This is a genomic window from Enterococcus sp. DIV0183 (genome assembly GCF_050541505.1).
Classification (GTDB): domain Bacteria; phylum Bacillota; class Bacilli; order Lactobacillales; family Enterococcaceae; genus Enterococcus; species Enterococcus faecalis.
Genome location: NZ_CP172932.1, coordinates 1048570 through 1073368, shown reverse-complemented (window position 1 = coordinate 1073368; position 24799 = coordinate 1048570). Strand labels below are relative to the sequence as shown.

At 37.0% G+C, this 24799-nt stretch carries 20 protein-coding genes; 2 read left to right on the top strand and 18 right to left on the bottom strand.

What is annotated here, in order from left to right; all coding sequences use genetic code 11:
* Positions 1-331: 331 nt before the first annotated feature.
* Positions 332-1381, bottom strand: coding sequence for an oxidoreductase (locus IGK72_RS05390; RefSeq protein WP_010712336.1), 1050 nt, complete (start codon positions 1379-1381; stop codon positions 332-334).
* A gap of 24 nt (positions 1382-1405) precedes the next feature.
* On the bottom strand, positions 1406-2839 hold the full coding sequence (locus IGK72_RS05385; RefSeq protein ID WP_002366531.1) for a glycoside hydrolase family 1 protein: 1434 nt from the start codon (positions 2837-2839) through the stop codon (positions 1406-1408).
* Positions 2840-3081: 242 nt separating this feature from the next.
* Here IGK72_RS05385 and IGK72_RS05380 point away from each other — a divergent pair, with 242 nt between their 5' ends.
* Together IGK72_RS05380 and IGK72_RS05375 are read left to right on the top strand one after the other, a co-directional pair.
* Positions 3082-3795 carry a GntR family transcriptional regulator gene (locus IGK72_RS05380; RefSeq protein WP_002366529.1) on the top strand — a complete coding sequence of 238 codons (714 nt, stop codon included), beginning with the start codon at positions 3082-3084 and terminating at the stop codon, positions 3793-3795.
* 270 nt (positions 3796-4065) lie between these two features.
* Positions 4066-4596: a DUF5067 domain-containing protein gene (locus tag IGK72_RS05375; protein ID WP_002384665.1), complete on the top strand. Its 531-nt coding sequence runs from the start codon at positions 4066-4068 to the stop codon at positions 4594-4596.
* Positions 4597-4628: 32 nt separating this feature from the next.
* On the opposite strand, the gene IGK72_RS05370 is transcribed toward IGK72_RS05375, so the two are convergent.
* The 16 genes from IGK72_RS05370 to IGK72_RS05295 form a co-directional block, all read right to left on the bottom strand.
* Positions 4629-5594, bottom strand: a complete 966-nt coding sequence (locus IGK72_RS05370; RefSeq protein WP_023894718.1) for a LacI family DNA-binding transcriptional regulator — start codon at positions 5592-5594, stop codon at positions 4629-4631.
* A gap of 15 nt (positions 5595-5609) precedes the next feature.
* On the bottom strand, positions 5610-8885 hold the full coding sequence (locus IGK72_RS05365; RefSeq protein WP_070415893.1) for a GH36-type glycosyl hydrolase domain-containing protein: 3276 nt from the start codon (positions 8883-8885) through the stop codon (positions 5610-5612).
* Positions 8886-8902: 17 nt separating this feature from the next.
* Entirely contained in the window at positions 8903-11053 is a 2151-nt protein-coding gene (locus tag IGK72_RS05360) for a glycoside hydrolase family 3 N-terminal domain-containing protein (protein WP_002391620.1), read from the bottom strand.
* 4 nt (positions 11054-11057) lie between these two features.
* Entirely contained in the window at positions 11058-11822 is a 765-nt protein-coding gene (locus tag IGK72_RS05355) for an endonuclease/exonuclease/phosphatase family protein (protein ID WP_002365532.1), read from the bottom strand.
* Positions 11803-12720, bottom strand: coding sequence for an acetylxylan esterase (locus tag IGK72_RS05350; RefSeq protein WP_070415894.1), 918 nt, complete (start codon positions 12718-12720; stop codon positions 11803-11805). The genes IGK72_RS05355 and IGK72_RS05350 overlap by 20 nt, the downstream gene beginning before the upstream one ends.
* Positions 12713-13306: a DUF624 domain-containing protein gene (locus IGK72_RS05345; RefSeq protein ID WP_002357898.1), complete on the bottom strand. Its 594-nt coding sequence runs from the start codon at positions 13304-13306 to the stop codon at positions 12713-12715. Before IGK72_RS05345 ends, IGK72_RS05350 begins: the two co-directional genes overlap by 8 nt.
* Positions 13307-13362: 56 nt before the next feature.
* Entirely contained in the window at positions 13363-14961 is a 1599-nt protein-coding gene (locus IGK72_RS05340) for a hypothetical protein (protein ID WP_002388857.1), read from the bottom strand.
* Positions 14962-14978: 17 nt separating this feature from the next.
* Complete coding sequence (locus IGK72_RS05335) at positions 14979-15860, bottom strand: carbohydrate ABC transporter permease (RefSeq protein WP_002357901.1); 882 nt, start codon at positions 15858-15860, stop codon at positions 14979-14981.
* A 14-nt stretch (positions 15861-15874) separates the two neighbouring features.
* Entirely contained in the window at positions 15875-16786 is a 912-nt protein-coding gene (locus tag IGK72_RS05330; protein ID WP_070415895.1) for an ABC transporter permease, read from the bottom strand.
* Positions 16787-17077: 291 nt separating this feature from the next.
* Positions 17078-17968 carry a metallophosphoesterase gene (locus IGK72_RS05325; RefSeq protein WP_016633884.1) on the bottom strand — a complete coding sequence of 297 codons (891 nt, stop codon included), beginning with the start codon at positions 17966-17968 and terminating at the stop codon, positions 17078-17080.
* A 257-nt stretch (positions 17969-18225) separates the two neighbouring features.
* On the bottom strand, positions 18226-18900 hold the full coding sequence (locus tag IGK72_RS05320; protein ID WP_002397195.1) for an AP2 domain-containing protein: 675 nt from the start codon (positions 18898-18900) through the stop codon (positions 18226-18228).
* Positions 18851-20341, bottom strand: coding sequence for a helix-turn-helix domain-containing protein (locus IGK72_RS05315; protein ID WP_002361663.1), 1491 nt, complete (start codon positions 20339-20341; stop codon positions 18851-18853). The genes IGK72_RS05320 and IGK72_RS05315 overlap by 50 nt, the downstream gene beginning before the upstream one ends.
* Before the next feature lie 411 nt (positions 20342-20752).
* Positions 20753-22009: an NADPH-dependent oxidoreductase gene (locus tag IGK72_RS05310; protein ID WP_070415896.1), complete on the bottom strand. Its 1257-nt coding sequence runs from the start codon at positions 22007-22009 to the stop codon at positions 20753-20755.
* An 18-nt stretch (positions 22010-22027) separates the two neighbouring features.
* Positions 22028-22636 (bottom strand): NADPH-dependent FMN reductase, encoded by a 609-nt coding sequence (locus IGK72_RS05305; RefSeq protein ID WP_070415897.1) that lies wholly within the window; start codon positions 22634-22636, stop codon positions 22028-22030.
* Positions 22637-22662: 26 nt separating this feature from the next.
* A complete protein-coding gene (locus IGK72_RS05300) occupies positions 22663-23598 on the bottom strand; it encodes an FAD:protein FMN transferase (protein WP_023894551.1) in 936 nt (311 codons plus the stop codon).
* Between the two features lie 219 nt (positions 23599-23817).
* Positions 23818-24708 (bottom strand): helix-turn-helix domain-containing protein, encoded by an 891-nt coding sequence (locus tag IGK72_RS05295; protein WP_002382193.1) that lies wholly within the window; start codon positions 24706-24708, stop codon positions 23818-23820.
* Positions 24709-24799: the final 91 nt, after the last annotated feature.

The following is a 24799-nucleotide window of genomic DNA, read 5'->3' as shown; positions in this document are numbered from 1 at the left end:
TAAAAATTAATTTTTTCTCATAACAAGCCTTTTTCTCTTTGAAAAATTATTTTATGAAGTATACTAATATTAACTATAAAGTAGTTTACTTGCATTTATACTGGATATTCGATATCCTATTTAAGGCTCTTCAATTGAGCGAGCATCACAAAAGACATTTTAGTAGCAATTCTTGGGGAAGTAGTGCTACTAAGATGTCTTTCCTTTTTTTATTTTTACTAACAATATACGTTTCTTATATTAAAATTCACAACTCTTTATAAATAAAAGCGCCTGCCCCACAGTTGTCTGGACTGTGGGGCAGGCGCTTTTCAAGTCATTTAAACACGCTTTAGTTTTCTTTCAAACGATAAACACTTGGACTTGGGTTAAGAAAACCTGCTTCTAAAATTTCGATGTTAGTTAATGCTTGCTCTTTAGTTACTAGTTGCGGTGCACCATTTTTCAACGTTTCATAAACGGCATCATAATAACGACCGTAATCACCTACAGGCGTTTTAATTTGTTTTTTAATCCAGTCGCCATTGCCATTACGGTAGGTCACTTCTCCATAATACATTGGTGAATCTTCTCCAAAGCCTGGTGCATCTGGCATGATTCCGGCTTTTAAATCATTTTCTTGTTGATCTTCACCATATTTGATGAACGAGCCATTGCTGCCATGAACAATAAAACGTGGATACGGACTAGCGACAGAATGATTCGTTTTAACTTTTACTTTTAATTTTGAACCATAATGTAAATCAACGTCAAAATAATTATCGACTGCCTCGCTCACTTCATTATTACGAATATCATAAGTGACTTGATCTGGACGCCCGAAAAGAGCAATCATGCGATCCATTAAATGAATGCCTAGTCCGTAAAACGAACCATTTTCTTTAGGTCCTTGTTCCGTGATACTTCCTGGTCGATAATAATCAATATGTGTTTCCACTTCATTGATTTCTCCTAAAAAGCCTTGCTCTACTACTTGCTTCATCGCTAGGTAATCGCCGTCGAAACGTCGATTTTGATAAGGCATCACTACTACCCCTTTTTCTTGCCCTAAAGCAAATAATTCCTCTGCATGTTCTAACGTATCACAAAATGGTTTTTCCACAATCACTGATTTACCAGCTAAAATGGCTTGTTTGGCTAAATCATAATGTGTATGCGCAGGCGTACAGATTGTGATCAATTCAATTTCTGGATCCGTCAATAATTCATTAAGGTCAGTGGTAAAATTTACCCCTTTTTCTTTAAAGGGCGCTGCTGCTTTTTCATTAACATGTAAATCGAAAATTGTTTTCACTTCTAGTGTTTCTCGAATCATTACGTAAGGTAAATGGTAACGATTGGCACTTTTACCAAATCCAATAAACCCCATTTTTACTGTCATATTTTCCACACTCTTTTCTTATAATTAGATAAGTCCATTTGTTTCAATGACTTTTTGATACCAATAATAACTGTCTTTCGGGATTCTTTCTAAGGAACCTTTTTGTGTTTCATCTTGATCCACATAGACAAAACCATAACGCTTTTGATAGCCGTTGAGCCACGACAGTAAATCGGTGTAACTCCATGTACAATAACCAATAACTGAAACGCCATCCGTAATCGCCTCTTGAATCGCTTGGATATGGCTTCGTAAATAATCAATGCGATACGTATCATGAATTTGTTTATCTTCTGTTAAGGTATCATATTCGCCTAACCCATTTTCAGTAATTAAAATAGGCACTTGATAGCGACTAGCTAATCGTCGTAAGGCAATTCTCAAACCTTGCGGGTCAATGGCCCAATCCCAGTTCGTTCGTTCAACATATGGATTATTTACTTTTTTAAATAAACCCGGTACCCCAGATTCCGTTTCAGAACCCTTTTCACCCGTTGTATTCATCTTCCCTATTCCAACACCATCTAATGGATTAGCAGCAACCGTATCCGTCCGATAATAATTAATACCTAGAAAATCAGGTTTGGCTGAACGTAGTAACGCTAAATCGCCCTCTTTTATCGTTGGGGCCACACCTTGCTCCTGTAAGTAATTTAATGCGGCAATTGGGTATTCTCCCCAAAGATAGACATCTAACCAAAAATGCGACAACAAATCTTCTGCATTTTCTGCCGCCAAAACATTGGCAGGATGCGCATCAACGGCATAAACAGGCGTATAAGCAAAGCTAGGGCCAATTTTGCCAGGCATTTCTAATTCATGAAACGCATTAATCACTGCTGCATTGGCTAAATTAGCAATATGATTGGCCTCATACATCCGTTTATTATCTGTTACGCCGGGAGGGTGCACGGCTAATTGATAACCTAACGAAGTAAACACATTTTGTTCATTTAAACTAATCCAATAGCGAACTTTGCCACGGAAAGCGTCAAATAAAATCTTCGCATAGGCCACAAAATCATCAATAATTTTTCTTGATTCCCAGCCACCATATTCTTTTTGCAAAACAGCTGGCAAATCCCAATGATATAAAGTTACCATTGGTTCAATTCCTGCCGCTAATAACTCATCAATTAAATCTGAATAAAATTTCAGTCCCGCTTGATTTACTTGACCACGCCCTTCAGGTAAAATTCGTGTCCATGCAATCGAGAAACGATATGCTTTTAAACCTTGTTGTTTCATTAAAGCCACATCTTCTTTGAAACGATGATAATGATCGACGGCTAAATCACCAGTTGTCTCTTTGAACGTTTTTCCTGGTAGCCGAACAAATTCATCCCAAACAGATGCGCCTTTGCCGTCTTCATTCCAAGCACCTTCTACTTGATAAGCTGCCGAAGCAGAGCCCCATAAAAAATCTTGCGGAAATGCTTTTAGTTGGTGATGTTCCATTGTCATTCCTCCCTCTTTTCTGTGCTGCCCTTTTATTGTAAAAGGTTTTCACAAAAAGTACCAATCAGATCAATAAGTTCTTCTGTTTACCTTTAAAACTATATAGTTTTAAAAAGGATAAGTCAACTACTTTTATTTAAGTACTTGATTATTAAGTGGTTACGTTAAAAATAAATATATAGTTTTAACATGTTAAATTCATGGTATAATGAGAGAAATACTGGTGATAAAGGAGGACTCTGATGCGGACAAATACACGTTATAAAGAAATTTATGCAGCTATAAAACAGGATATTGAAGCAGGTGTTTATCCAATTAATCAAAAGTTACCCCAAGGTCGTCTTCTTGCAGAAAAATATCAGGTCAGCGAACTAACCATTACAAAAGCCTTACATTTGCTTGTGCAAGAAGGTTATGTTGTCAGACGACGTGGCTCGGGCAGCTTTGTTCAAGACTTTCAAAATCGAACCATTACTAAATTTTCTCCGTTAACCGGCACTTACTCAACCTACGATGGAAAAGTTGAATCCGTGGTTTTAGGCTTTGCAACAGAAGTACCTGAGCCTTGGGTGACTGAAAAATTAAGTATTACAGAAGAAGAGTTAGTCTACAAAATTATTCGTTTACGGATTATCGAAGATGTGCCCTCAATTATTGAATATACTTGGATGCCCGTTGCCCTAATTCCGAACTTGACAATGAAAGAATTGAAAGTCTCCATTTATCAATATATTTCGGAACAATTGCATCAAAAAATTCAAAGTGCGCGGGTCAGCATTTCTGGGATTCGTCCTTCTGCGTTGGAAAAAAAATATTTAAACTTAACCGATAATGATTTCCTGATGCGTGCAGAACAAATTGCTTACCTAGGCAATGGGCATATTTTTGAATACTCAATTGCGAATCATATTCCTAGTGAATTCACTTTTGAAACTGTCTTAATTGCAGAAAAATAGAAAACTTTTATGTTGCCATTTCTCATTTCTAACAAAACGATCTCTTTACTTTGAGCCAATACTTTTTGTTAGAAATGTTTTTCTGCTAGTTAAAAATATTTTTCAAATTATATTTCCAAACATGAATTTTGATAAAAGTATTGCTATTTACTAGAACTACGATTAAAATATTGCTTGTAGCACTCTTTTTTATATAGATACAAGCAATTTGTTTTTTACATAGTCAATCAACCAAAGTGAGGACTTTATATGAGGAAACCCTACATTTTAATGAGCTTACTCGTTCTAAGTACCTTATTAAGTGCTTGTTCAACTGTAAGTGGCAGCCCAGCAAGTCAAAGTGCGCCCGCACCTGATGAAGTGTTGGCGACAAGTATTGGGACGTATGAAAATCGAACATTGTTGGTTCCAGATGGGCGTTTAGCCTTAACTGCCTTGCATAAAGGAAAAGATTATCAAGGCAAACCAATGTTTTATGTCCTGTTTGAATTAACCAATACAACCGAAAAAACACAAAATATTCAGCTAATGATTCAAAGTTTTATGGAAGTTAGCCAAACTGTCCACGGAAAAGCCCAAAATTTACAATATGCAGTCTTAACAGATTCACCTTTCCAAGACAAATTAGATCGTTTAGCAGATGAAATCAATCCTGGTGAAACAATCCAAGGCGCTTACCCGTATGAATTTATTAATGAGAACAAGCCGGTCCATTTTAAATTTAGAGATCGCCTTCTCAGTCTGGATGAACCCATTGCATCAGAAGAAATTACCATTACAGAAAAAAGTTTGGTCCGCTAGCTTAGCTAGCATTGGACCAAACTTTTTATTTATTATTCAGACGGAAAAGATTCTCCTTCTATAAAACGTGTGTAAATGTGTTCGCTCTCAGCAGCTTCTCCCCGCATTAAATGAATAATTTTCTCTGCAGCCACCATGCCCCATCGATGTTTAGAATAGGCAATTGTTGCTAATCGCGGTTGCACAAACGCACCTAGTTCAGAATTATCAAAACCAATAATCCGAATGTCTTTCCCCATTTGGTAATTTGTTTCTGCAACATATTTATAGACACCAATCGCCATTTCATCATTAAAAGCAAAAACATCGAATGGTTCTGTCTGTGGTTGACTCAAAATTTTTTTAGCAGCCGCATAGCCAGAAGGTTCGGTAAAATCGCCTTGGATAATTTCATAAGGTATCCCAAAACGAGTTAATTCTCGTGTACTAACAGCCAATCGTTCTTGGCTATCATAACCTTTTTCTGGTCCAGAAAGCAGAAGAACTTTTTTTGAACCCACATTGACAAATTGCTCAATTGCCTGCGTGGCACCGCCACGATTATCCAAGAGAACTTGCCGAATATTCCTATGTTCAGTGGTTCGATCAAGGACAACGATCGAATGGCCTCGTTCAGCAAACTTTTCAATTTCTTTTGTTGGAAATGTCCAATCTAAAATAATTGCCCCATCCACCATTTTTTCAGGAATGAAAAGATGTGACTTTTTACCGCTGCAGACAATCATCTCATAATCAAACAGTGCTAAGCCTTTCTTAATCCCCTCCAACAATTCACCATAAAAACTACCGCCATAATCGGCCAAATAGACACCAATAATATTGGTTTGACGACGTTTTAATGTGCGAGCGGCCATGTTAGGAACATAGTTTAGCTCTTCAGCAATTGCTTGGATGCGCGTTCGTGTTTCTTCAGTTACCTTTGAACTACCATTCAATGCGTAAGAAACGGTCGAGATTGATACGCCTGCTTTTTTTGCAATATCTTTAATTCCTACCATGGACTACTCTCCTTTCTAATGGTAAATTTCAATAACACTTGCTTCATTTAATAATGAAAGCACCTCGTCTTTTTGAACTTCTATTCCCCCTTCTCGATAAGGGTTTTCTTCAAACTTAAACGGAACTTCTTGACCATCGATAACTATTTTCGCTGACTGATTTGGATAAAATTTATATGTGACAGGTTTATCAAACAATTGGTAAGTTAGTGTTAAACCAGACAATTTTTCTGGTAACATGGGATCAAAAACCACACTTTGGGCCTTTTGCCGAATCCCTAAAACAGCTGTAATTAATTGATTTAAATAAATTCCCGGCCCGCTTGAATAAATTCGCCAACCACCTTTTACCCCAATACTTCCATCTTTTAGTTTACCAAAATTTTCTTGTGATTCATACCTTGTTTTAAAATCGCCATCGGAACTACTAAAATAGGCATTGGCTTGGCGTAACTCTGCATTGTGTACCACTTCTTTTAATTGAACTGGATTGATTTGCATTAATGCTTGCCAGGTTTTGTCTCGCTGACCAATTTTCGCCATCGCTTCTGTATAGCGAATGTGCGCATGAACATACTGTAAGCCAATTTCGCGACCAAAATTAGCCGCCTGTTCTGCTCGTTTAAAATTAGTGCTCACACCGCCTCGATAGTTCGCTGGTTTGTTCATTAAGCGCACGCCATCAGGAAACGTTAATTCTTTTTCAATAATTTCTAAATGATGACTTACTTGTTCCGGTGTTAATAATTCAGCTAACATACTACGAGTCATTGGCAATAATCGATATTGAATTCCTGTTTTTTGGTCATTTGGGTGAATCATTTGTTCAAAAGTTTCTGGCGTTTCCATATAAATAAACCCTGGAATCGTTTCATCCGCCAACATATATTTTTGAAAATCGTTCTTTATTCCTGCGACTAAAATTGTTAAGTGCTGACTATAAGTAGCATCGATTTCCGTAATTAAAGCCGCAAATTTTTTCAACACTTGATACGTTAAGGCAACGGTCCAACTACTAGCCATTTGCTCTTTAAGACGATTATCATAAGGTTGTAACGTGTCATCCCAATCGCCGTCACCGTAACAGGATAGAAAAGTTTCTGGTAAAAAATGTTGTTCAATATAATTTATTTCTTTTTTCAAATGTTCAAATAAAGATGCTGTTTCTTTTGTTTTGTGATTATCTTTGCGACTTGTATAAGGGATTTCCGTAGCTAAGATTGAATAATCTGCAGTTTGTTCCAAATAATCAGTCACTACTTTCAATGGCCAGACGATAATATCGCCATGGCTTTCACTGGCTTTTTGTTCTTCGTATCGGTCAAACATAAACCATTGCGGCCAGTTGCCATCGTCCTCAAATTGATTTTCAAATAGATGCTGAATAATGGAGGCCACGATCTTAGGCTGTTGCGTCGCAAAGAAAAATTCTGTCGGTCCTTGCGACACATCTCGTGTGCCCCAAGCTGCTCCAACATATTGTTCTAAGCCATGTGGCGACAAATAATGAACGAGCATATTATGAGTATACCAACGAGTTAATTGATTCATTTGCTGCACACTTGAGTCTGTGTGTGTTAACTCAAAATGATGCAACAAGCCATTAATGAATGCCAAATATTGACTTTCTGCTTTTTCAAAATCTAATGGTGTATTAACTAATGCTTGGTCCTCTATACTGCCCGTAATAAGTAGTGAAAATTTTTGGGTCTTTTCGATTGCCAAGACTAATAAGTCCGCTTCAGCTCCACCAAATAATGTGCTATCGGTTACTTGAAATGATTTATCAACTGTCAATGCATAGGTTAGTTCTGGGTAATAATTTTCTGTAGCAGAATGATTTCCCGTCACTCGAAGCGTTTTGCCAGCTTGTTCTAATTGATAGGTTGGTACTTCTTCCGGTCCTAATAACAAATGGTTAGAAACAGCCCACATATATACATCCTTTTGACTGGTCACTTCCAATTGAATCACTCTTGAATCAGGCGAAGTGAAAGTGCGTACACGAATTGTATCCTTTGGCAACTTATAATACCAAGTAGCAGAGTTCAACCCCATTTCAAAAGCAGAAGGCATTGTTAGTAAGCGCCATAAGCCATTCTCTAAAATGTAGATTCGTTGACCAGAGCGTTTCATAACGTTTAAAGCGTTTCGGCTATTACTCATTAATTTGTTCATGGTCGTATTTCCTAAAACTACTTGTGAATTGAAAATGCCATACATATACACTGTCGTACTAAGCAAAGGTTCATCAACCGTTAAGCCTTTACCACTTAATAAAATGTGGCCATGCGCTCTTTCCATGGCAATTTCTTTTTCTTGAAGAACAACATGATGGTAATTTTCCGTGAAAAAGGAATACGTCTGACCTCCTACTTTTTCAATTTGTGTCTGAAGGGGATAAAGTGCAGCCAATTCTTCTTCTGTTAATGGATTTCCTGTGATAGGTTCTCCTAAAAGTTTCGGAGGATAGTCCTGTGTTCCTTCTAATGAATCGAATGTCACAGTTTCATAAATAGCTTGTAAGGCTTCTTTCGATAAAAAAGGTTCAGCTAATGCTTGCGGATGTGTTTCTGTTACCGCACCAAAAAAAACAAATTCCTTACTTTCATTCGTTAATTGGACGGCTTCCGTTTGTAAAGCGGTGTAAGCAAATTCATATTGATAGACTTCATTTGCTAAATATCTTTTCCCCAATGCTTCTGGTGTGTTTGTTTGTTTAAATGAACGTCCGAAAAATTGATAGCCGTCCGTTGAGTAGCCTACTAATTTTTGAAAACTCCCTTGAATAAGGGCTGGAAACTTCTCATTTTGCGGTTGATTTTGTCTTGATAAAACAACAAGCTCTTCGCCCTCTTGCCAAATGTGATGATCAAGATACTGCGACACATACGCTTCATTTGACTGAACGGCTCCTTTTGTCGCTAAGCCAATATCTTGACCATAAACAATATCTACTAAGCCAGTTCCAGTGACATTAACCCGCCAGAACCATTGATTGCTTGGCCCCAAACGAAAGTCAACTTGGTAACGAACCGCTTCAAATTCACCCCGCCATGTCAATTGATTATCTGAAAGATAAAAATCACTTTGACTGTTGGAACCAATCATTGGTCGATAATTAATTGTGTCCCCTGTAATTATCCGCAAATAGAGTTGGTTCATACTGCCGTCTAAAGGATTACCTTCTAATTGATTAATCATCATGCCACAGCTATTCAATTCTTTTAAATCACCTGTCTCTAGAAATGTAGCAACTGTGTCTGCTTGCTTAAGCTTCTTTATCTGCATAACTTATCCTTCCCATCTTATTCATTTAACGTGACTGTTGCGGTTTGTACATCGCGACTATTTCCACCAATCATTACGATAAATTCACCTGCATCACTGGTTACCTGATTGTCTGAATGAACATAGCGCACCATATCCTCTGAAAGAAGAAACTGAACTTCTTTTTCTTCCTTTGGTTCCAGCCAAACTTTTTGGAAATCTTTTAACTCTTTAATTGGGCGAACCACTTGTCCCACCAAATCACGTACATAAAATTGCACGGTTTCCTCTCCAGCGATTGGACTGTTATTTCTTACTAAAACAGAGACCGTGACTGGTTGTTCTTTGGTAAATGTTAATGCACTTAGTTGAATTGGTTGATAAGAGAAATGACTATAACTTAAGCCAAATCCAAAGGGATATTTAGCGTAATTAGAGACATCTAAATATTTAGAAACATATTTTTCTTCTGGTGCTGACTCATAAGGACGCCCAGTATTGTCGACATTGTAAAAAATTGGCACTTGACCAACCGTTTCTGGAAACGACATACTTAAACGACCACTTGGATTGTACTGTCCCCACAAAATTTCTGCTAGCGCATTGCCCCCTTCTGTTCCAGGTTGCCAAGCTTGCACAATTCCTTTTGCAACATCTATCCCTTGCAAATCTAAGGGCCGGCCACTGTAGACCGTGACAACAACATTGGGATTTTTCTCAATAATTTGTGCAACTACCGCTAATTGTTTTTCGGGTAGACGAATATCACTGCGACTGGCAGCTTCCCCACTCATCCAATCTGTTTCGCCTAGTGCCACTACTACTTTATCTGCTTGACTAGCTAACGTTAAAGCCTCTTCAATGGCCGCCGCGGTCGGTTCAAAGTAATCAAAGGGTTCTTGGGCAACTAGAAGATTTGTGGTTAATTTTTGGGCCCCAGCCACGAGGGAAATGGCTTCTTCTTTCTTTCCTTGCCATGACCAAGCCCCTAAAATATCTTGTGATTGGGCCCCTGGGCCGACAAGCGCGATTTTTTCTTGCGGTGTAAAAGGCAAAATATTTTCATTTTTTAAAAGAACCATTGATTTTTGAGCAATCTTTTTAGCTATTTCTCGATGTTCTTTGCTTAAAATCACTTCTGCTTCCGCTTGTTCATCCGCACCACGATAGGGATTTTCAAATAAGCCTAGCTCATTTTTTAGTTTTAAAATTCGCATAACTGCTTCATCAATAAGTGTTTCAGCAATCCGGCCTTCTTCAAGTAATTCTTTTAAATAATCTGGATAACACGTGGTCATCATTTCAATATCTACACCAGCTTTGATAGCCAATTCTGCCGCTTGTTTTTCATCTTTGGCAACGCCATGAGGAATTAATTCTTTAATCGCTCCCCAGTCTGAAATCACAACCCCTTCAAATCCAAATTCATTTCGTAATACGTCTCTAAACAGCCATTGGTTGCCTGTAGCAGGAATCCCATCCACTGTATTGAAGGACGTCATGACAAGTTTTGCACCCGCATCTAATCCAGCTTTATAGCCAGGTAAATACATTTCTCTTAGCTGCCGTTCAGACATATCTACCGTATTATAATCCCGACCAGCTAAGGCACCACCATATGCCGCAAAGTGCTTCACGCACGCGGCTACTCGCCAATTGTCTTCTTTTAAATTTTCTCCTTGGTAACCTCTAACCATTGCAGCAGCTAAGCGGCTGTTGAGTAATGGATCTTCACCTGTTGACTCCATGACACGTCCCCAACGTGGATCGCGCACTAAATCAACCATTGGTGAAAAGGTTACATGTAATCCTGAAACAGCAGCTTCTTTTGCTGAAATCTCCGCCATTTTTTCAACCGCTGCTTCATCCCAAGTGCTTCCTAAAGCCAAAGGAATCGGAAAGATGGTTCTGAAACCATGAATAATATCCGCCATTAAAAGTGTTGGAATATTTAATCGATGATTTTGCATATATTCTTTTTGAACACGTTTTGCTTCGTTTGCACCGGAAACACCCAGTGTTGTCCCCGCCGTATCAATCGTTTCTTGACTTAGTCCTAGCTCTGACATAGGGCCGGTCTTTTCTTCTGCTTTATCTGAATAAAACGCTGCTGCTAATTGTAATAATTGATTAATTTTCTCATCAATTGTCATTTCTTCGACTAATTGAATCAGTTGATTTTCTTTCATACTCTCACCTTTCTTCAATACATACTTCTGCTTCTAAAGGAAAATGGTCGGAGGGAAAACGTCCATCGATACTATCTGTTAAACTTGCGGTTTGCTGTACTTGCCAACCTTTTACATAAATATAATCAATTTCTTCTAATTCCGCCCAAGGTTTTGTGTAAGTAAAATTTTGAAATGTTCCTCTTGGGCCATAATGAGTAGCTAAATTTTTGCTATCTTGAAATTTTTTTTGAACAAGTTGATGAACCTCTTCCCCCGACTCTGCATTAAAATCGCCCATTAATAAAGTTGGATACTGTGCAATTTTGTCATGTAACTCCTCTAAGATAACGGTCATTCCTGCTAAACGAGCATGAGCTGAAATATGATCCAAATGAACATTGATGACTAAAAAAGGCGTATTTTGAGTCGTTTCCTTAAATAGTCCCCACAAAGCAATTCTTGGACAGCCAGCTTCAGGATGGATACTTGGCTGCTGAGGTGTTTCAGATAACCAAAAATACCCTGTATCAATAGCCTGAACTTTTTGTTCGTTATAGAGAATCGCTAGTCCTTCTCCTTGACCATCCCCTTCTCTTTCCGCAGAAAGACAGGTGAATGTTGTATACGCCTTTAAATCCCTGACTTGATTCGGTCGTACTTCTTGAATACAACAAAGGCTCCAATCATGAAAATTGATTAACTGACAAACAGCCTCTTTACGAAAAGACCATTGCCAATCTTGGTCATACTCTGTATCTACCCGGACATTATACGTAGCTATTTTCATTTTTAACCTCCTGCAATAGTTGTTGAATTTGACGCATTTCACGACGGATCTGAGTTGTTTCACCGCCACCATGGCCTTTTTTCCAATACACTCTGACTGCTTTTCTTGCCTTTATCTGATGATAAGAAGGGAAAAAATCTTTCATTGGACATATCGGATCGTGACTCCCAACAGAAGCAAAGACTGGATTTTTAATTTGCGAAACAAAGTGGCGACTATCAAAATAAGGAAGAACCGCGGCAATTTTTTCATGCGCTTGAGGATGCTCTTGTAAGTACTGATGAATAATTTGATACGAACCCGTTCCTTCTGCTACTCGATTTTCTAAACAAGAATGACTTGGAACATCTGCAAAAGTAGCTAAAATCGGGAAGTCGACTAAACTGTTCACCATTAACACTACGCCACCCCCTTGGGAACCACCACGAAGAATGATTTGGTCCTGATTAATTTCAGTAAAGGTCCGCGCCACTTCTACGCTACGTAAATGGTCGGCAAACAAACGGCGTTGGTACCAATCTTCTTTGTCTAGAAATCCTCGTCCCATTGGTGCTTCATGCCAAATTGTTTGATATGGCACGCGATCTTTGGTTAATCCCCCTTGACCTCGATTATCAATGACAAAACAAGCACAACCAATTTGTGTCCAATGAGCAAATTGCCAAGGTTCTTGAATATGATTCATATAGCCTAAACAGTCAATCACTATTGGCTGTTTCCCCGCCGTTTTAGGAAGTAACAAATAGCCAAAGATGCGCTCACCTAGGAAACTTAAAAAGTCGACCTGTTCCACTTGAACATTTTCCAATGGATAGTCAATGACCCGCCGATGGATATCTAGCGGTATTTTTTGAAGTTCTTCCTTTGTCTTTTCCCAAAACTCAAAATACTCATTCATGTTCCACACCTAACACTTTCTGAAAAAACGCAACTTGAAGAAAAGCCGTTGTCCCGAATCCTAACGCAATATATAAAAACAAATTAAGCTTATAGAAAAAAACAAACGTTAAAAGAGGTAAAATAAACAAAATAATCGCATTTGCACTATTACTTAAGACCACATAAACCGTCTCACCTAGTGTCTTTTTAACGGACCAATTAAAAACGGAAAAGAGAAAAAGAAAACTCGTCAAAAATAATGCAACAAAACTTAATAGAAAAATAGCTAAGAAACCTAAACTAGTGGCTATTTTAAATAAACTTGTTACGACAATACCGCCCAGTAAAAAAGCAACGAACAAGACACCTGTTAAAATAAAACCTCGCATGATGTTATTTTTTAATGCTGTCCAAAACGTTCGCAAAACAGGAATATCTTTTTCACGATACAAACGATAGATCGTTCGATACAACGCAATTAAGCCGACACCGCTAAAGATGCCTGTTATACAGGTAATTAAAAAGAGAAAATTAATAATGATCAAGTTGGCAATAAAAGAAAAAATCCGATAATACCAACCTTCATATGCAAATAACTTATTCATATTAAAAGAGAAAAGCGGATTTCTCGTTGCTTTATCCGCTTTTCTCTCCTCCTCTCTTACTTAAGTTTGTCTCTGTTTTCCGCCATTTTCTCAGATTTTATTTTTTCAATTGCATCCCATTTATTTGATTTTAAGAATGCTTTGTAGTCTTCTAAAGATTTGTCAAAGGCTGTATCATCTTTCGCACGAATCATTGAAATAACGGTTGTATTTAGTTTGGTTTCAATCGCTTCATTCGCCCGAGCTTCCGGCGTTCCCGCATCTGGATTAATATTTTCAATTACGAAATGTGGGACTAATTTTCCTTTGCCCCATTCTTGCATTTGCGTTAAAGCACTTTCCATTGGCACTTTTAGTTTATTAACACGGTCATTGTTAAAGTATAGGAAACGACTAATGCCATATTTTTTGTTATAGGCATCATTGTCTGTTTGTTCTAATTTTTTCACTTCTGGTAAATAATCAATTTTTCCTTGATCATTGTACGCATAAGTAACTCCTTCAACGCCATATTTTGTTAAAATTTGTCCCGGTTCATCAATTAAATATGTGAACAGTTGAGTGACTTTCGCTGGATCTTTCGCATCTTTCGTAATGTAATTACTTAACCAACCTGAAATGCCGGTTTGATTTAATGTTGGTTTTCGGCCAGAAGTGCTACTTGGTCCATCAATGGCTATATAACGTGTGCCAGATTTTTTCATAAATTCTGTGAAGTTCCCACCTTGACCACTGGTTCCGGCAACGAGCATGGTTGCATAATTTCCTTGTTTCACTTTTTCATCAAACGTCGCCCCATCATCTGTGAAGCTATCATCACTAATATTGCCTGCTCGGTAAACATCATTAAATGTTTTTAACCATTCTAAGTATTCTTTATCTAAATTTCGATCATAGTATTTACCATTTTTATCCTCTAAAGGAACACCTAAGAAGTCTTGTAATTTGTCTAAAAATGGTCCTGCACCATCGCCCACTGTGGTGAAGCCCATTGGGGTCATCTCAGGATATTTTTCTTTAATCTGTTGCATGACTTTTTCAAAATTTTCTGGTGTTGAAACGTCTGGCTTGCCTAATGCATTATAGACATCCTCACGAATAACAAAATTATCATTTACTGGGATATTTCCACTTTCATAATCCGCTTTTGTATTAGAGTAATTAGGGTAACCATATGTTTTTCCATCCTCTAAGGCATACCATTTAAACGTATCTTGGTTAACAACTTTCATTAAATAGGGGTCATATTTTTTAGCTAAATCGTTTAAAGAATAGGCCCAAGAATCTGCTTTCAATGCTGCTTGTCCAGTTTTTTCAGTTAATGTCACGATATCAGGCATATCTCCACTTGAAATCATGGCATTTAATTTTGAATCATCGCCGGAAATAAATTCAATATCCACATTTAAGTCTTTTTTAATCTGCGCAGTGGTCACGTCTTTTCCAAAAGGCAGCGCCGTCCAATCTGAGTTAATATACCATTTAATCTTGGTCGGTTCTTTCTTCTTATCTAACTTCCAAGCAGGCGTCTTTTCATCTAATTCATACCGATCCTTAATTGAGACATCTGAGCTAGCTTTCTTTTCCCCACCGCTACAGGCCGCTAAACTAACGACCGCCGTTGCCACCAATAAACCGCCTAAAACTTTTTTCATATTGTTCCCTACTTTCTTTATTCTTTTACTGCACCGGCCATCATACCGCCGATAAAGTGTTTTTGTAGTAATGGATAAATGATTAAAATTGGTATCGTTGTAATGACAATTGTTGCCAGTTGAACGCCACGTGTCGTTGCCTGCACCACCATATCTGTACTGCCGCTCTCTGTCATGGTACTCAAGTTTGATTGAACAATAATTTCATAAATCTTCATCTGTAATGGATACAGATATTCTTTGGTAATATATAATTTCGTGGTCATAAAGTCATTCCATTGACCAACCCCATTAAATAAAATGATGGTGGCTAATGCCGGTTTTGTTAAAGGTAAAAAGATTTTATAAAAAATTTGAAATTCACTGGCGCCGTCTATTTTGGCGGATTCTTCTAAAGATGGTGGAATTTCTCGGAAAAAGTTCATTAAGATAACTACATCATAATAGCTAAATAAAGCTGGAATGATATATACCCAGAAGGTATCTAAGAGTCCTAATGACTTAATCAAAAGATACGTGGGAATCATGCCCCCACCAAAGTACATTGTAATGACACCCATCGTTGTATAAATGTTACGCCCGACTAGTCTAGATTTACTAAGTCCATAGGCGACAATTGCACAGAACAGCGTATGCGTCGACGCACCGATGACTGTTTTTAAAACAGAAATCAAAAACGCTCGCGGAATGCTACTATCCGAAAAAACTTTCCGATAATTTTCTAGCGTAAATCCTTTCGGCCATAAAACCAAGCCTTTACCGGCTAAACCCGAACTTGACGAAACTGATGAAACTAAAATATTCCAAATTGGCACGATAATTAATAAAGAAAACAACACAAGAATTAACGTATTGAAAAAGTAAAACCATTTGTTTTCTTTTGATTTTCTTTTAATCACAGCTGTTGCCTCCTTTATAAAATAACCGACCGACCATTGTTCATTTTTCTAGTAATGCGATCCGTAATGACTAATAAAATAATTGAAATAACGGAAATCCCTAAACCAACTGCCGTCGCATAAGAAAAGTCCCCTTGCGTTAGCCCCATACGATAAACAAATGAATTAATTACTTCTGATTTGTTTTGGTTTTGAGCATTCATTAAAACCAACGTTTGATCTAAGTTCGATCCCAATAAACCACTAACATTTAGAATTAAGTTCAACGAAATAATCGGCGCTAATAAGGGCAAAGTAATCGTTCGGATTTGTGTTAATTTTGAAGCACCATCAATTCTCGCTGCTTCATAAAACGTTGGATCAATGCGAGACATGCCAGCAAGATAGAGAATCGTGCCCCAACCTACTTCTTTCCACAAATCAGAAAGAACAGCAATCCACCAATACTTATCAGGATCTAACAAATGATTGACGCCCTGATTCATTAAGCCTAACGACATCATGACTTGGTTGATAAAGCCATTTGTTGAAAGCCACGAAATCAACATCCCGCCTAAAACGATCCAAGAAAAAAAGTGCGGAATATAAGAAATTGTCTGAATCACTTTTTTTAAATGTCCATCTCTCATTTCAAAAATCATTACCGCTAAGATAATCGGAATAGCGAATCCTAAAAAAAGTTTCATTAAACTAATCGCTAAGGTATTACGAACTGCTTCCCAAAAAAAACTATCTTCCATAATGATTCGAAAATTTTCAAGTCCAACCCATGGTGCAGAAGAAACCGTGTCAACAATCGTATAATTTTTAAAAGCAATGATAATTCCATAAATTGGAATGTAGTTAAAGACAATCATGAATGCTACACCCGGAAGTACCATCCAATGCAATTGCCGCTGATCATAAAACTTTTTTAGTTTTTTCATAAGCAGGGTTCCTTTCTTTTTAGTGAAACGTTTCTACAAACAGATTATACATTCACTTCAAACGGTTGTAAACCCTTACATTATGGTTTTATTTAAAAATAACAGCATTAAAAAGCGCTATAGACCATTTATAAAGAAATTATTTTCCCTGCTTCTTTTTCCATAAAAATACTCTTTTCTAGATATTTTAAAGCATTTTATAGAAACGTTTCACCAAAATATGAACATCTTTTTCTTAAAAATAATTCTGTTAAATAACAGAAAAAAGTCTGGTCAATCCGACCAGACTTTTTAAATATAGATAGTAAAATGTGTAATTTCAGGGATCACCCCAAAACGGGCATGAATGGCGGTCGTTCCTAAGCCTGTATTAACATATAGTTGCGTTTCTTGGTCCAACTGATACAATCCTCTGGTATACTTTTCTGCTAAAACATTTGTGATTGGATAAAAAGGAATCCAAATTTGTCCGCCATGGCTATGTCCTGCTAAAACTAACTGTGTACCCGTACCAACAAATGCATCCGCGACATCTGGTTCATGGGTCATTAATAACGCATAGTCATACGTTTCTCGATAGGATAATGTTTCTGAAACGGAAGGATTTCCTAATAACGAGTCATCTAAACCACCAATAAAAAGACGGCGTCCATCTGCTAAGGTTACTGTTTCTCCTTGGTTTTTCATAACAGTAAAGCCACTGGCCTCCATGACTTCATCATACACCGCAGAAGCACCGCCACCATAATCATGATTTCCCCAAACTGCATATTTTCCAATTGTCGCTTGTAACTGTTTTAACTTTTCAATCATCGGTTCTTTTTGTTGCGGATTTTTGGCATAATTGTCAAATAAATCACCTGTAAAAACGATAATATCTGGTTTTTCACGATTGACTTTTTTTATGACTTTATCTAACCGCTTCGTCTCATAAAATTCTGAAACTTGTATATCCGAAAGTTGCACAACATTCAATGGTTCTCGTTGATTTTTCTTTCCCAAAGTCACCTGATTAACGTGAACTAAATTCGGCTCAATCTTCCACGCATAGATTGGGAGTGAGATAATTAAGAAAAAAAATAAGAGCATTATACTTAAACCAATTTTTTTAACCACATCACTCGCTCCTTTCTTTTCTTTGATTTCCGAAGACTTAGTATAGAGAAAAATCTTCTTAACCACAATCTAAAACAAAGGAAATTAAGGCTTTGTTAAACAACCTAAAGAATTTCCACAATCTCTTATCCTTTTCTTAGCTTTTTTATAAAAAAAGCTAGATAATTTCATCTGTCGATGAAATTATCTAGCTAGAACATTCTTCTCTTAATGATGATGTTTTCGAAACGTTTGATAACCAATTAAGCAAAATAAAATCCCCAATAAAATCATTCCAGTTACTGAAAATAAGCCTGCTAACATCTTTCGCATCCTCTCTGTCGCTAAACTTCCTTATTTGTAGTCACTATTTCTTGTTGTAAAATTGGTTGAAATAGACGACGTTCTGCTAATTTTCTTGCTAAAATTGCTTCACTTTTTTTCGTAAAGATACCTAAGTTATGGCGCTTGCCTTTCAAAGAGATATAAGCCAGCCATTTCCCAGAAGCGGTCTGGCTCACTCCTTTGTGTCCACTGCTATTATTTTTGGGGCGTTTACTTTGTAACTTCCCTGGAATTACGCCAGCAACTCTTTGTCGGTAATCCTTCTTTTTACGATGACCGCAACTTTTGGTATGGCCATTCAACAAATTTTCACAGCGAACCCAGCAAGATTGTCCGCACGAACACAGACAATACGCTTTCATTGTCTGTTGAATACTTTCAATCCGTACCACGACTAATTCATGATAGTTTTTTTTCAACATTGTTTGATAGCGATGGTGAGCACATTTCGTTCGATACCCACGAATTAGTTGTCTTCTTGAAGCTTCTGCATAGCTCCCACAAGAACAGCGACAGGCCCAAACAATCAGCCCTTCTTTTCTTTTTGCCGTTGGTGCTACTACTGTCAACTCACCAAACTTTTGACCAGTTAAGTCTTTATAGTTAACTGCTTGTCTCAATTGACTATCCTTCGTATTCTTGTTCTCGCCACATCTCGATTGGGTCTCTCTCATAGTGCTCATTTTTCTGAGTCTCTCCCTTTCTTAGTTCTCTGACTACCTCAGCAAATACTTGCCAATCTTTTGTTTCCGGCAAATGACGCCATGTCAATTGACGACACCGTACTTTCGAACTATAAAAATCGGACAAATACAAATCGGTTTCTAAGGTTAATTTGTGATCAATCATAACATCCATATAATTGAAAGAAGCAATAATTTTTGCAATAAAGCGGTTATAATCCTCCCCACCAGAAAAATCAACAAATACATGAATCGTTTTTTCAATTGCGCAAAAAGAACGATCATTTAACAAACAAAACATAAAATCATAGTATAGATGCACGCGTTCATACATTAAAAATCGTTTTTGATGCAGCGACTCTGTCTTTTGTATAAAACCATCTAAGGCGCGATGAATTTGAGGAAACCGCTCTTCAAAGAAACTGCTCTGCTTGGCGGGAATAAATGCAGCCACCGAAAAGTATAGGCGGTCCCAGCGATAACAAATCAACTTTAATTTTTCTTTTGTTTCCACCGTAATTCGCTTTTCAAAGAAAGGAATAACACTATTCATATGATCAATAAATTCGTCTAACATGGTTAACTTATCTGGAAAAACAATCGGACTATCAATGTATTCATTTAAACTTAAAAAAAGAAAAATATATGAAGTCTCTTTGCCAAAATCCTCTTTAAAAAGAGGGGTTTCGCTTGTATAAATTTTTTCAAACGCATGCTGTAAACAACTAGGCACATGAACTTCCGTAAAAGAGTCCACTACATGATCAGAAAATACACGAAAACGTTGGATCGTTAAAAGAATAAATAGTTGTGCGCTTTGATTAAGACTAAACGTTCTTTGATACATCAGTTGTAAATCGTTTATAAATCGCTTAATGCCAGGACTATTTTCCAGCAAAATGTTAGGCAGCCTTTCTTGATTACTTCCATAAAAATAATACAAGCATTGAAAACAAAAACTTCGGATATTTTTCTCTTCTCCAACCAAGCCTGTTGACTTTAATTTAATACGCCAATTAGCTAAAATCAGATTTAGTTTATACGAGAAGGCATAAATTTTGCTTTTGCTCATAAAATGAATTTGAGAAAATTCTTGAATCGTGTGCTTTTGATAGAGGCCCACATCAAGAAGCAACTTGGCCATTAGTGATTGATCAAAATAATATTTTCTTAAGGCTTGATAATCAATTTGCGATAATTTTTGCGCACTAATCAGTCCTTTAGCTGGAAAAAGAATTTGACTCCTTGAAGAAATCTGTGTACATTCATAATTTATTTGACGGCACAACGATTCTAACTTTTGAGTGGATAAATCAAAATATCCATAAAATTCTTCTTTTAATAATGGACCTTCACTATTCATAAAAGTTTGATAAATAAGTAATTTATCTCGGAATTCTTGGTCTAATAATTCATCTAACAAAGTAGTCACATTTTCAACTCCAAACTATCACGCCTTAAGTATCTATTTTTTTAACAAGACGTGAGTGTCAATCTTGCTTATTTTTTCCACAAATTTAAAAATGATTCTTTCAATATTTAGGAATCTTCATAGAAAAGTATTATTTTAACCAAAAAAAGCCCCCTTGCGTCACCAAGGAGGCTTTTTTTGTTATTTTTTTACTTTAAATTTAAAGAAAAGCTGATTTGTTTGACTAATTTTCTGTTTCTTTTCTAGCCTATTCGTCAAAAATGATTGAAACTTTTGGTTCGTCTTCTATACTATCTTCCTATAAAGTTCTTACTCTTTTAAGTATCAGCTTCTGTCAATAAAAGTCCTCATTTGGCATTGCTAATCTGAATACAGTATGACTACTTGTTGCCGCTATTTTTTGCTGTTATTTTACTCTTTAATTGAAGCGCTAGAAACGCTGTCAACTGTTGGCTTGTCGGTCGCTGACTCTTCTTCATGGACTGATGCACTTGATACACTATCTGCCGTTTCTGGCGCTTCTTTTTTGGAGGCACCACTGACTGCATCGACGTTTTTTCCACCGACTAATTCTTGCCCAGTTTGTTTTAAATACCAATCAACAATTGGTTTAAAGTCTAAAATATACTCATTAATTCCCGCGTAATTTCCATTATCATCATACATCGCTTGATAATTATGCACTACATAGGTATCTGGTCCGTGCATTGGAACATGAACGCGAATAGCATCTGTTTTTCCTGACCGTAATTGTTGAATCACCCATTCTACATTTTTCAATGCTTTTGGCGGATGGCAATTCGATAATGGATTACCAACTTGTCCTGGTTGCCGTTTAGCAAACATTTCTTCAGCAGCCATTTTTTTATTGTAATATAAAAATTGATTGTTACTGTCTGCATAAGTCAATTCCATTGGCATTGATTTTAAGAAATAATTTAGCTGATCTACGGTTAAAATGCCTCGATCTAATTTTACATATGTGTCGCCTTCCACAGCCTGAACCGCTTCTGCTGCTTGTTCTACCCAATCATCTGCTGCCATATCAACCCCTTCGATCGTTGTTTCAATGGTTCCTTTTGCATGTAAATCCTCAGGTAAGTCTTTTGGCTTAGCCCCTTCTAATTTTGAAATCACATCAATGAATTCCACGAATTTTTGTAATGTGCTTTCTAAAAATTGACGTGTTCCCTCCGCAATTAAGTTGCCGTTTTCATCAAATGCTTCTTTAGCTTTTCCTAATAAAAACTCGTTTCCAGGCATCACGATTGCATTGACACCAGGTGCATCAAGAATTTGACGGAGATGTAATTGCGCACGTGAAGTTCCTTGATCATAATAAGAGCAACCAACAATCATTACTGGTTTATTTTCCAGCGGATGAATTTTGAAAGATAACCATTCTAACACACTTTTCAAACCGGCAGGAATGGTATGGTTATGTTCGGGCGTCGCAATAATTACGCCGTCTGCTTGTAAAATTTTGCGATTCATATTCTGAATCAAGACACTGTTCGTTTGATCCTTACTTTGATTAAACATTGGAATATCTTTAATTTCTAAAATTTCCAAGTCGAACATTTTATAAAACTCTTTGCCAATATATTGCAGTAGTAACCGATTATAAGAAGAATCAGCGTTTGATCCGACGATCCCAATTAATTTCATTTTATTCACTCCATTTCGTTAAATCGTTTCCCATGAGAAATTTTCTGCTTCTTTTTTATTTTGCGCATGCGCATGTTTCAGCTGTTTTGTAATTTCAATAAATACACAAAAATCTGCAAACAAACCAGCTAGTTTATCTATTTGTTCTGAATCTTTTAACGCATTGTTTTCATCAAAAGCTTGTAAGGAATGCGCTAATAGAAATTCAGAGCTTGGCATAATTCGTGCTTTCAATTCAGGAGCATCTAAAATTTGACGTAGATGCGCTTGTGCTCTAGAGGAACCTAACGTGCCATAGGATGCACCAGTAATCATAACTGGTTTATCAACAAACGGAAAAATCCCGTAAGATAACCAACTTAGGGCATTCATCAAAGAAGCCGGCACCGCATGGTCATATTCAGGCGTACTGATAATGACGCCATCTGCTGCTTCAATTTTTTCAGCAACCGTTTTAACTATTTCTGGCAAAACTTTGTCTTCTGGCTTGTTAAACATAGGAAAGTCAACAATTTCAACTAGTTCAATATCAGCCTCCTGCGCAAAATAGTGTTGCATAAATTGCAAAAGTTGACGATTGGTTGATTGCTCTGAGTTCGTTCCTACTAAGCCGATAATTTTTTTCATAATGAGCTGTCCTTTCTTTTTCGGTTCTATGAATGGATAATGTGAAGAGTATCTGCTAACCCGCTGCTATATAAAATTTGCTGGTCTTGTGTAATGATGACTCCTTCAATCCCATCTAGTTGATTGAGGATTTCAAGCGCTTCTGGAATTGGATAGCCAAATAAACGCGTTGTCCAAATCTCACCATCCACTGAAGCATCCGAGATAATTGTAAGGCTGGCCATTTCAGTTTCCAATGGGTAACCGGTTGTCGGATCCAACAAATGGTGATAGACTCGCCCAGCTTCGGTTAAACTTCTTTCATAAATGCCCGACGTCACAACCGATTGATTAGCCACTTCGACAAGTAAGCTGATTGTTTCTCTGGATTTTTGCGGATTGCGAATACCAATTCGCCATTTTTTGTTTTGATGCGTAGAGGGCCCCAATGTCACAATATTGCCGCCCAGATTAATCAAAGCAGACGTCACATGGACTTCTTTCAAATAGGCAATTAGTAAATCAGCGATATAGCCTTTTGCTAAAGCCCCCAGATCTAATTTCATTCCTTCTTCTTCCAAAAAAACCGTTTGTTTTAAGGGATTTAAGTGAATCTTTTCTGGATTAATTTTTTTCAAACAGGCTTTAATTTCCTCTTCTGACGGGACACGGGCATCTTTAAAACCGATTCGCCATGTTTGAACTAACGGGCCAATGGTAACATTCAAATGACTAGCTGGATCACAACTATGTTTTTTCCCTAATGCAATTAATTGATACAACTCTGGATGAACGCTGACTGGTTTTTGCCCAGCTTGTTGATTGACAGCCATCAGTTCCGAAGTGGAATCATTTGCACTAAATCGTTGTTCATAAGTGATCAATCGTTGATGCACTTCTTCTAGAATTTTTTCAGGTTCTTCATGGTCTACAAATACATCTATTACTGTGCCCATCAAATAAATAGTTTGACTTTGTTGCACCTCAAGACTTCCTCTCCACGAAAGATTGTGTTTTATTTCACATTTATTCACAAATGAATCATACGCCTTTATTTGATGCCAGTCAAGTCGTTTATATATTTTTTTATATAAAATAACGACCTTAAAATTTTCATTTAAGGTCGTAACATGTCTTGAACTCTTTTAAAAAACGCTTTTTTTATTATATTTTGAAAATAAATATATAATTTTCTATATAAACTAATTATTCTTAGATAAAATTGTTTCTTTCAATGTTTGAATTGCTTCCAACAAGATGCGGTTTTTATTGATTTTTGCATACGCGCGGGCATCTTGTAGTAGTTCTAAAATTTGCTCTTGCGGCTTTTCTTCAGCTAAGGCATTTTTCGCAAGTTGGAAAGCTGCTCTTGCCAAGTAATACGTGACGTGATTATCAGAACAGATGGAAATCGCATACTCTAACAAAGCATCACTTGTTTCTAAATCGCCTTTTTCTGCATAAAAAACACCACAGTGAAAGACAACATTTAATACTCGCCAAGTATCTTCCATTGATTGAATAGTATAAAGATATATTTCCTTGAAGACCTTATTGAAATAAAATTCCGCTTTCTCAATTTCGCCTTCTTTGGCATAGGCCATGCCAATTCCAGTAAAAGCTAACAAACGGTAAATATCGCTCGTGTATTTTTGCTCTTCAAACAGAAGTTTTTCAAAGGTAAATAAGCAATCCATCAACGAAGCATTTTGAAAAATCATGACAAAGCCTTGTAAATAATAATATTCTAATAACAGTTGGGAATCTTTGATTTCATCAAAAGGAATATTTTTTAAAATTGTTTGCAATTGGTCATGTTCGCTGGTAATCAAGAAGAATTCTGCTTCTTCCATTTTTTCAAGAATTTCAGGTTGTTTAATCCCTACGCGCGGGAAGAGTTCCCCCAAAGGTAGCTCTAAACGATTACATAGTTGGATCAATATTTTTAAAGTTGGGACTTGACCATTCTTTTCAAAGCGACTAACCGTAACTTGCGTACAAATCCCTTTAGCTAATTCACTTTGCGACAAACCACGTGCTTTGCGTTTTTCTATAAACCGTTGTATATTCATTGCTTTTCCTCTCATTCTCATCTTCTCAAACTTACTATAATACAACTTACCTTAAAAATATATATAGAAAAAGAAAAATGTTTATAACAAAAAAGAACACAGACAACTCTTT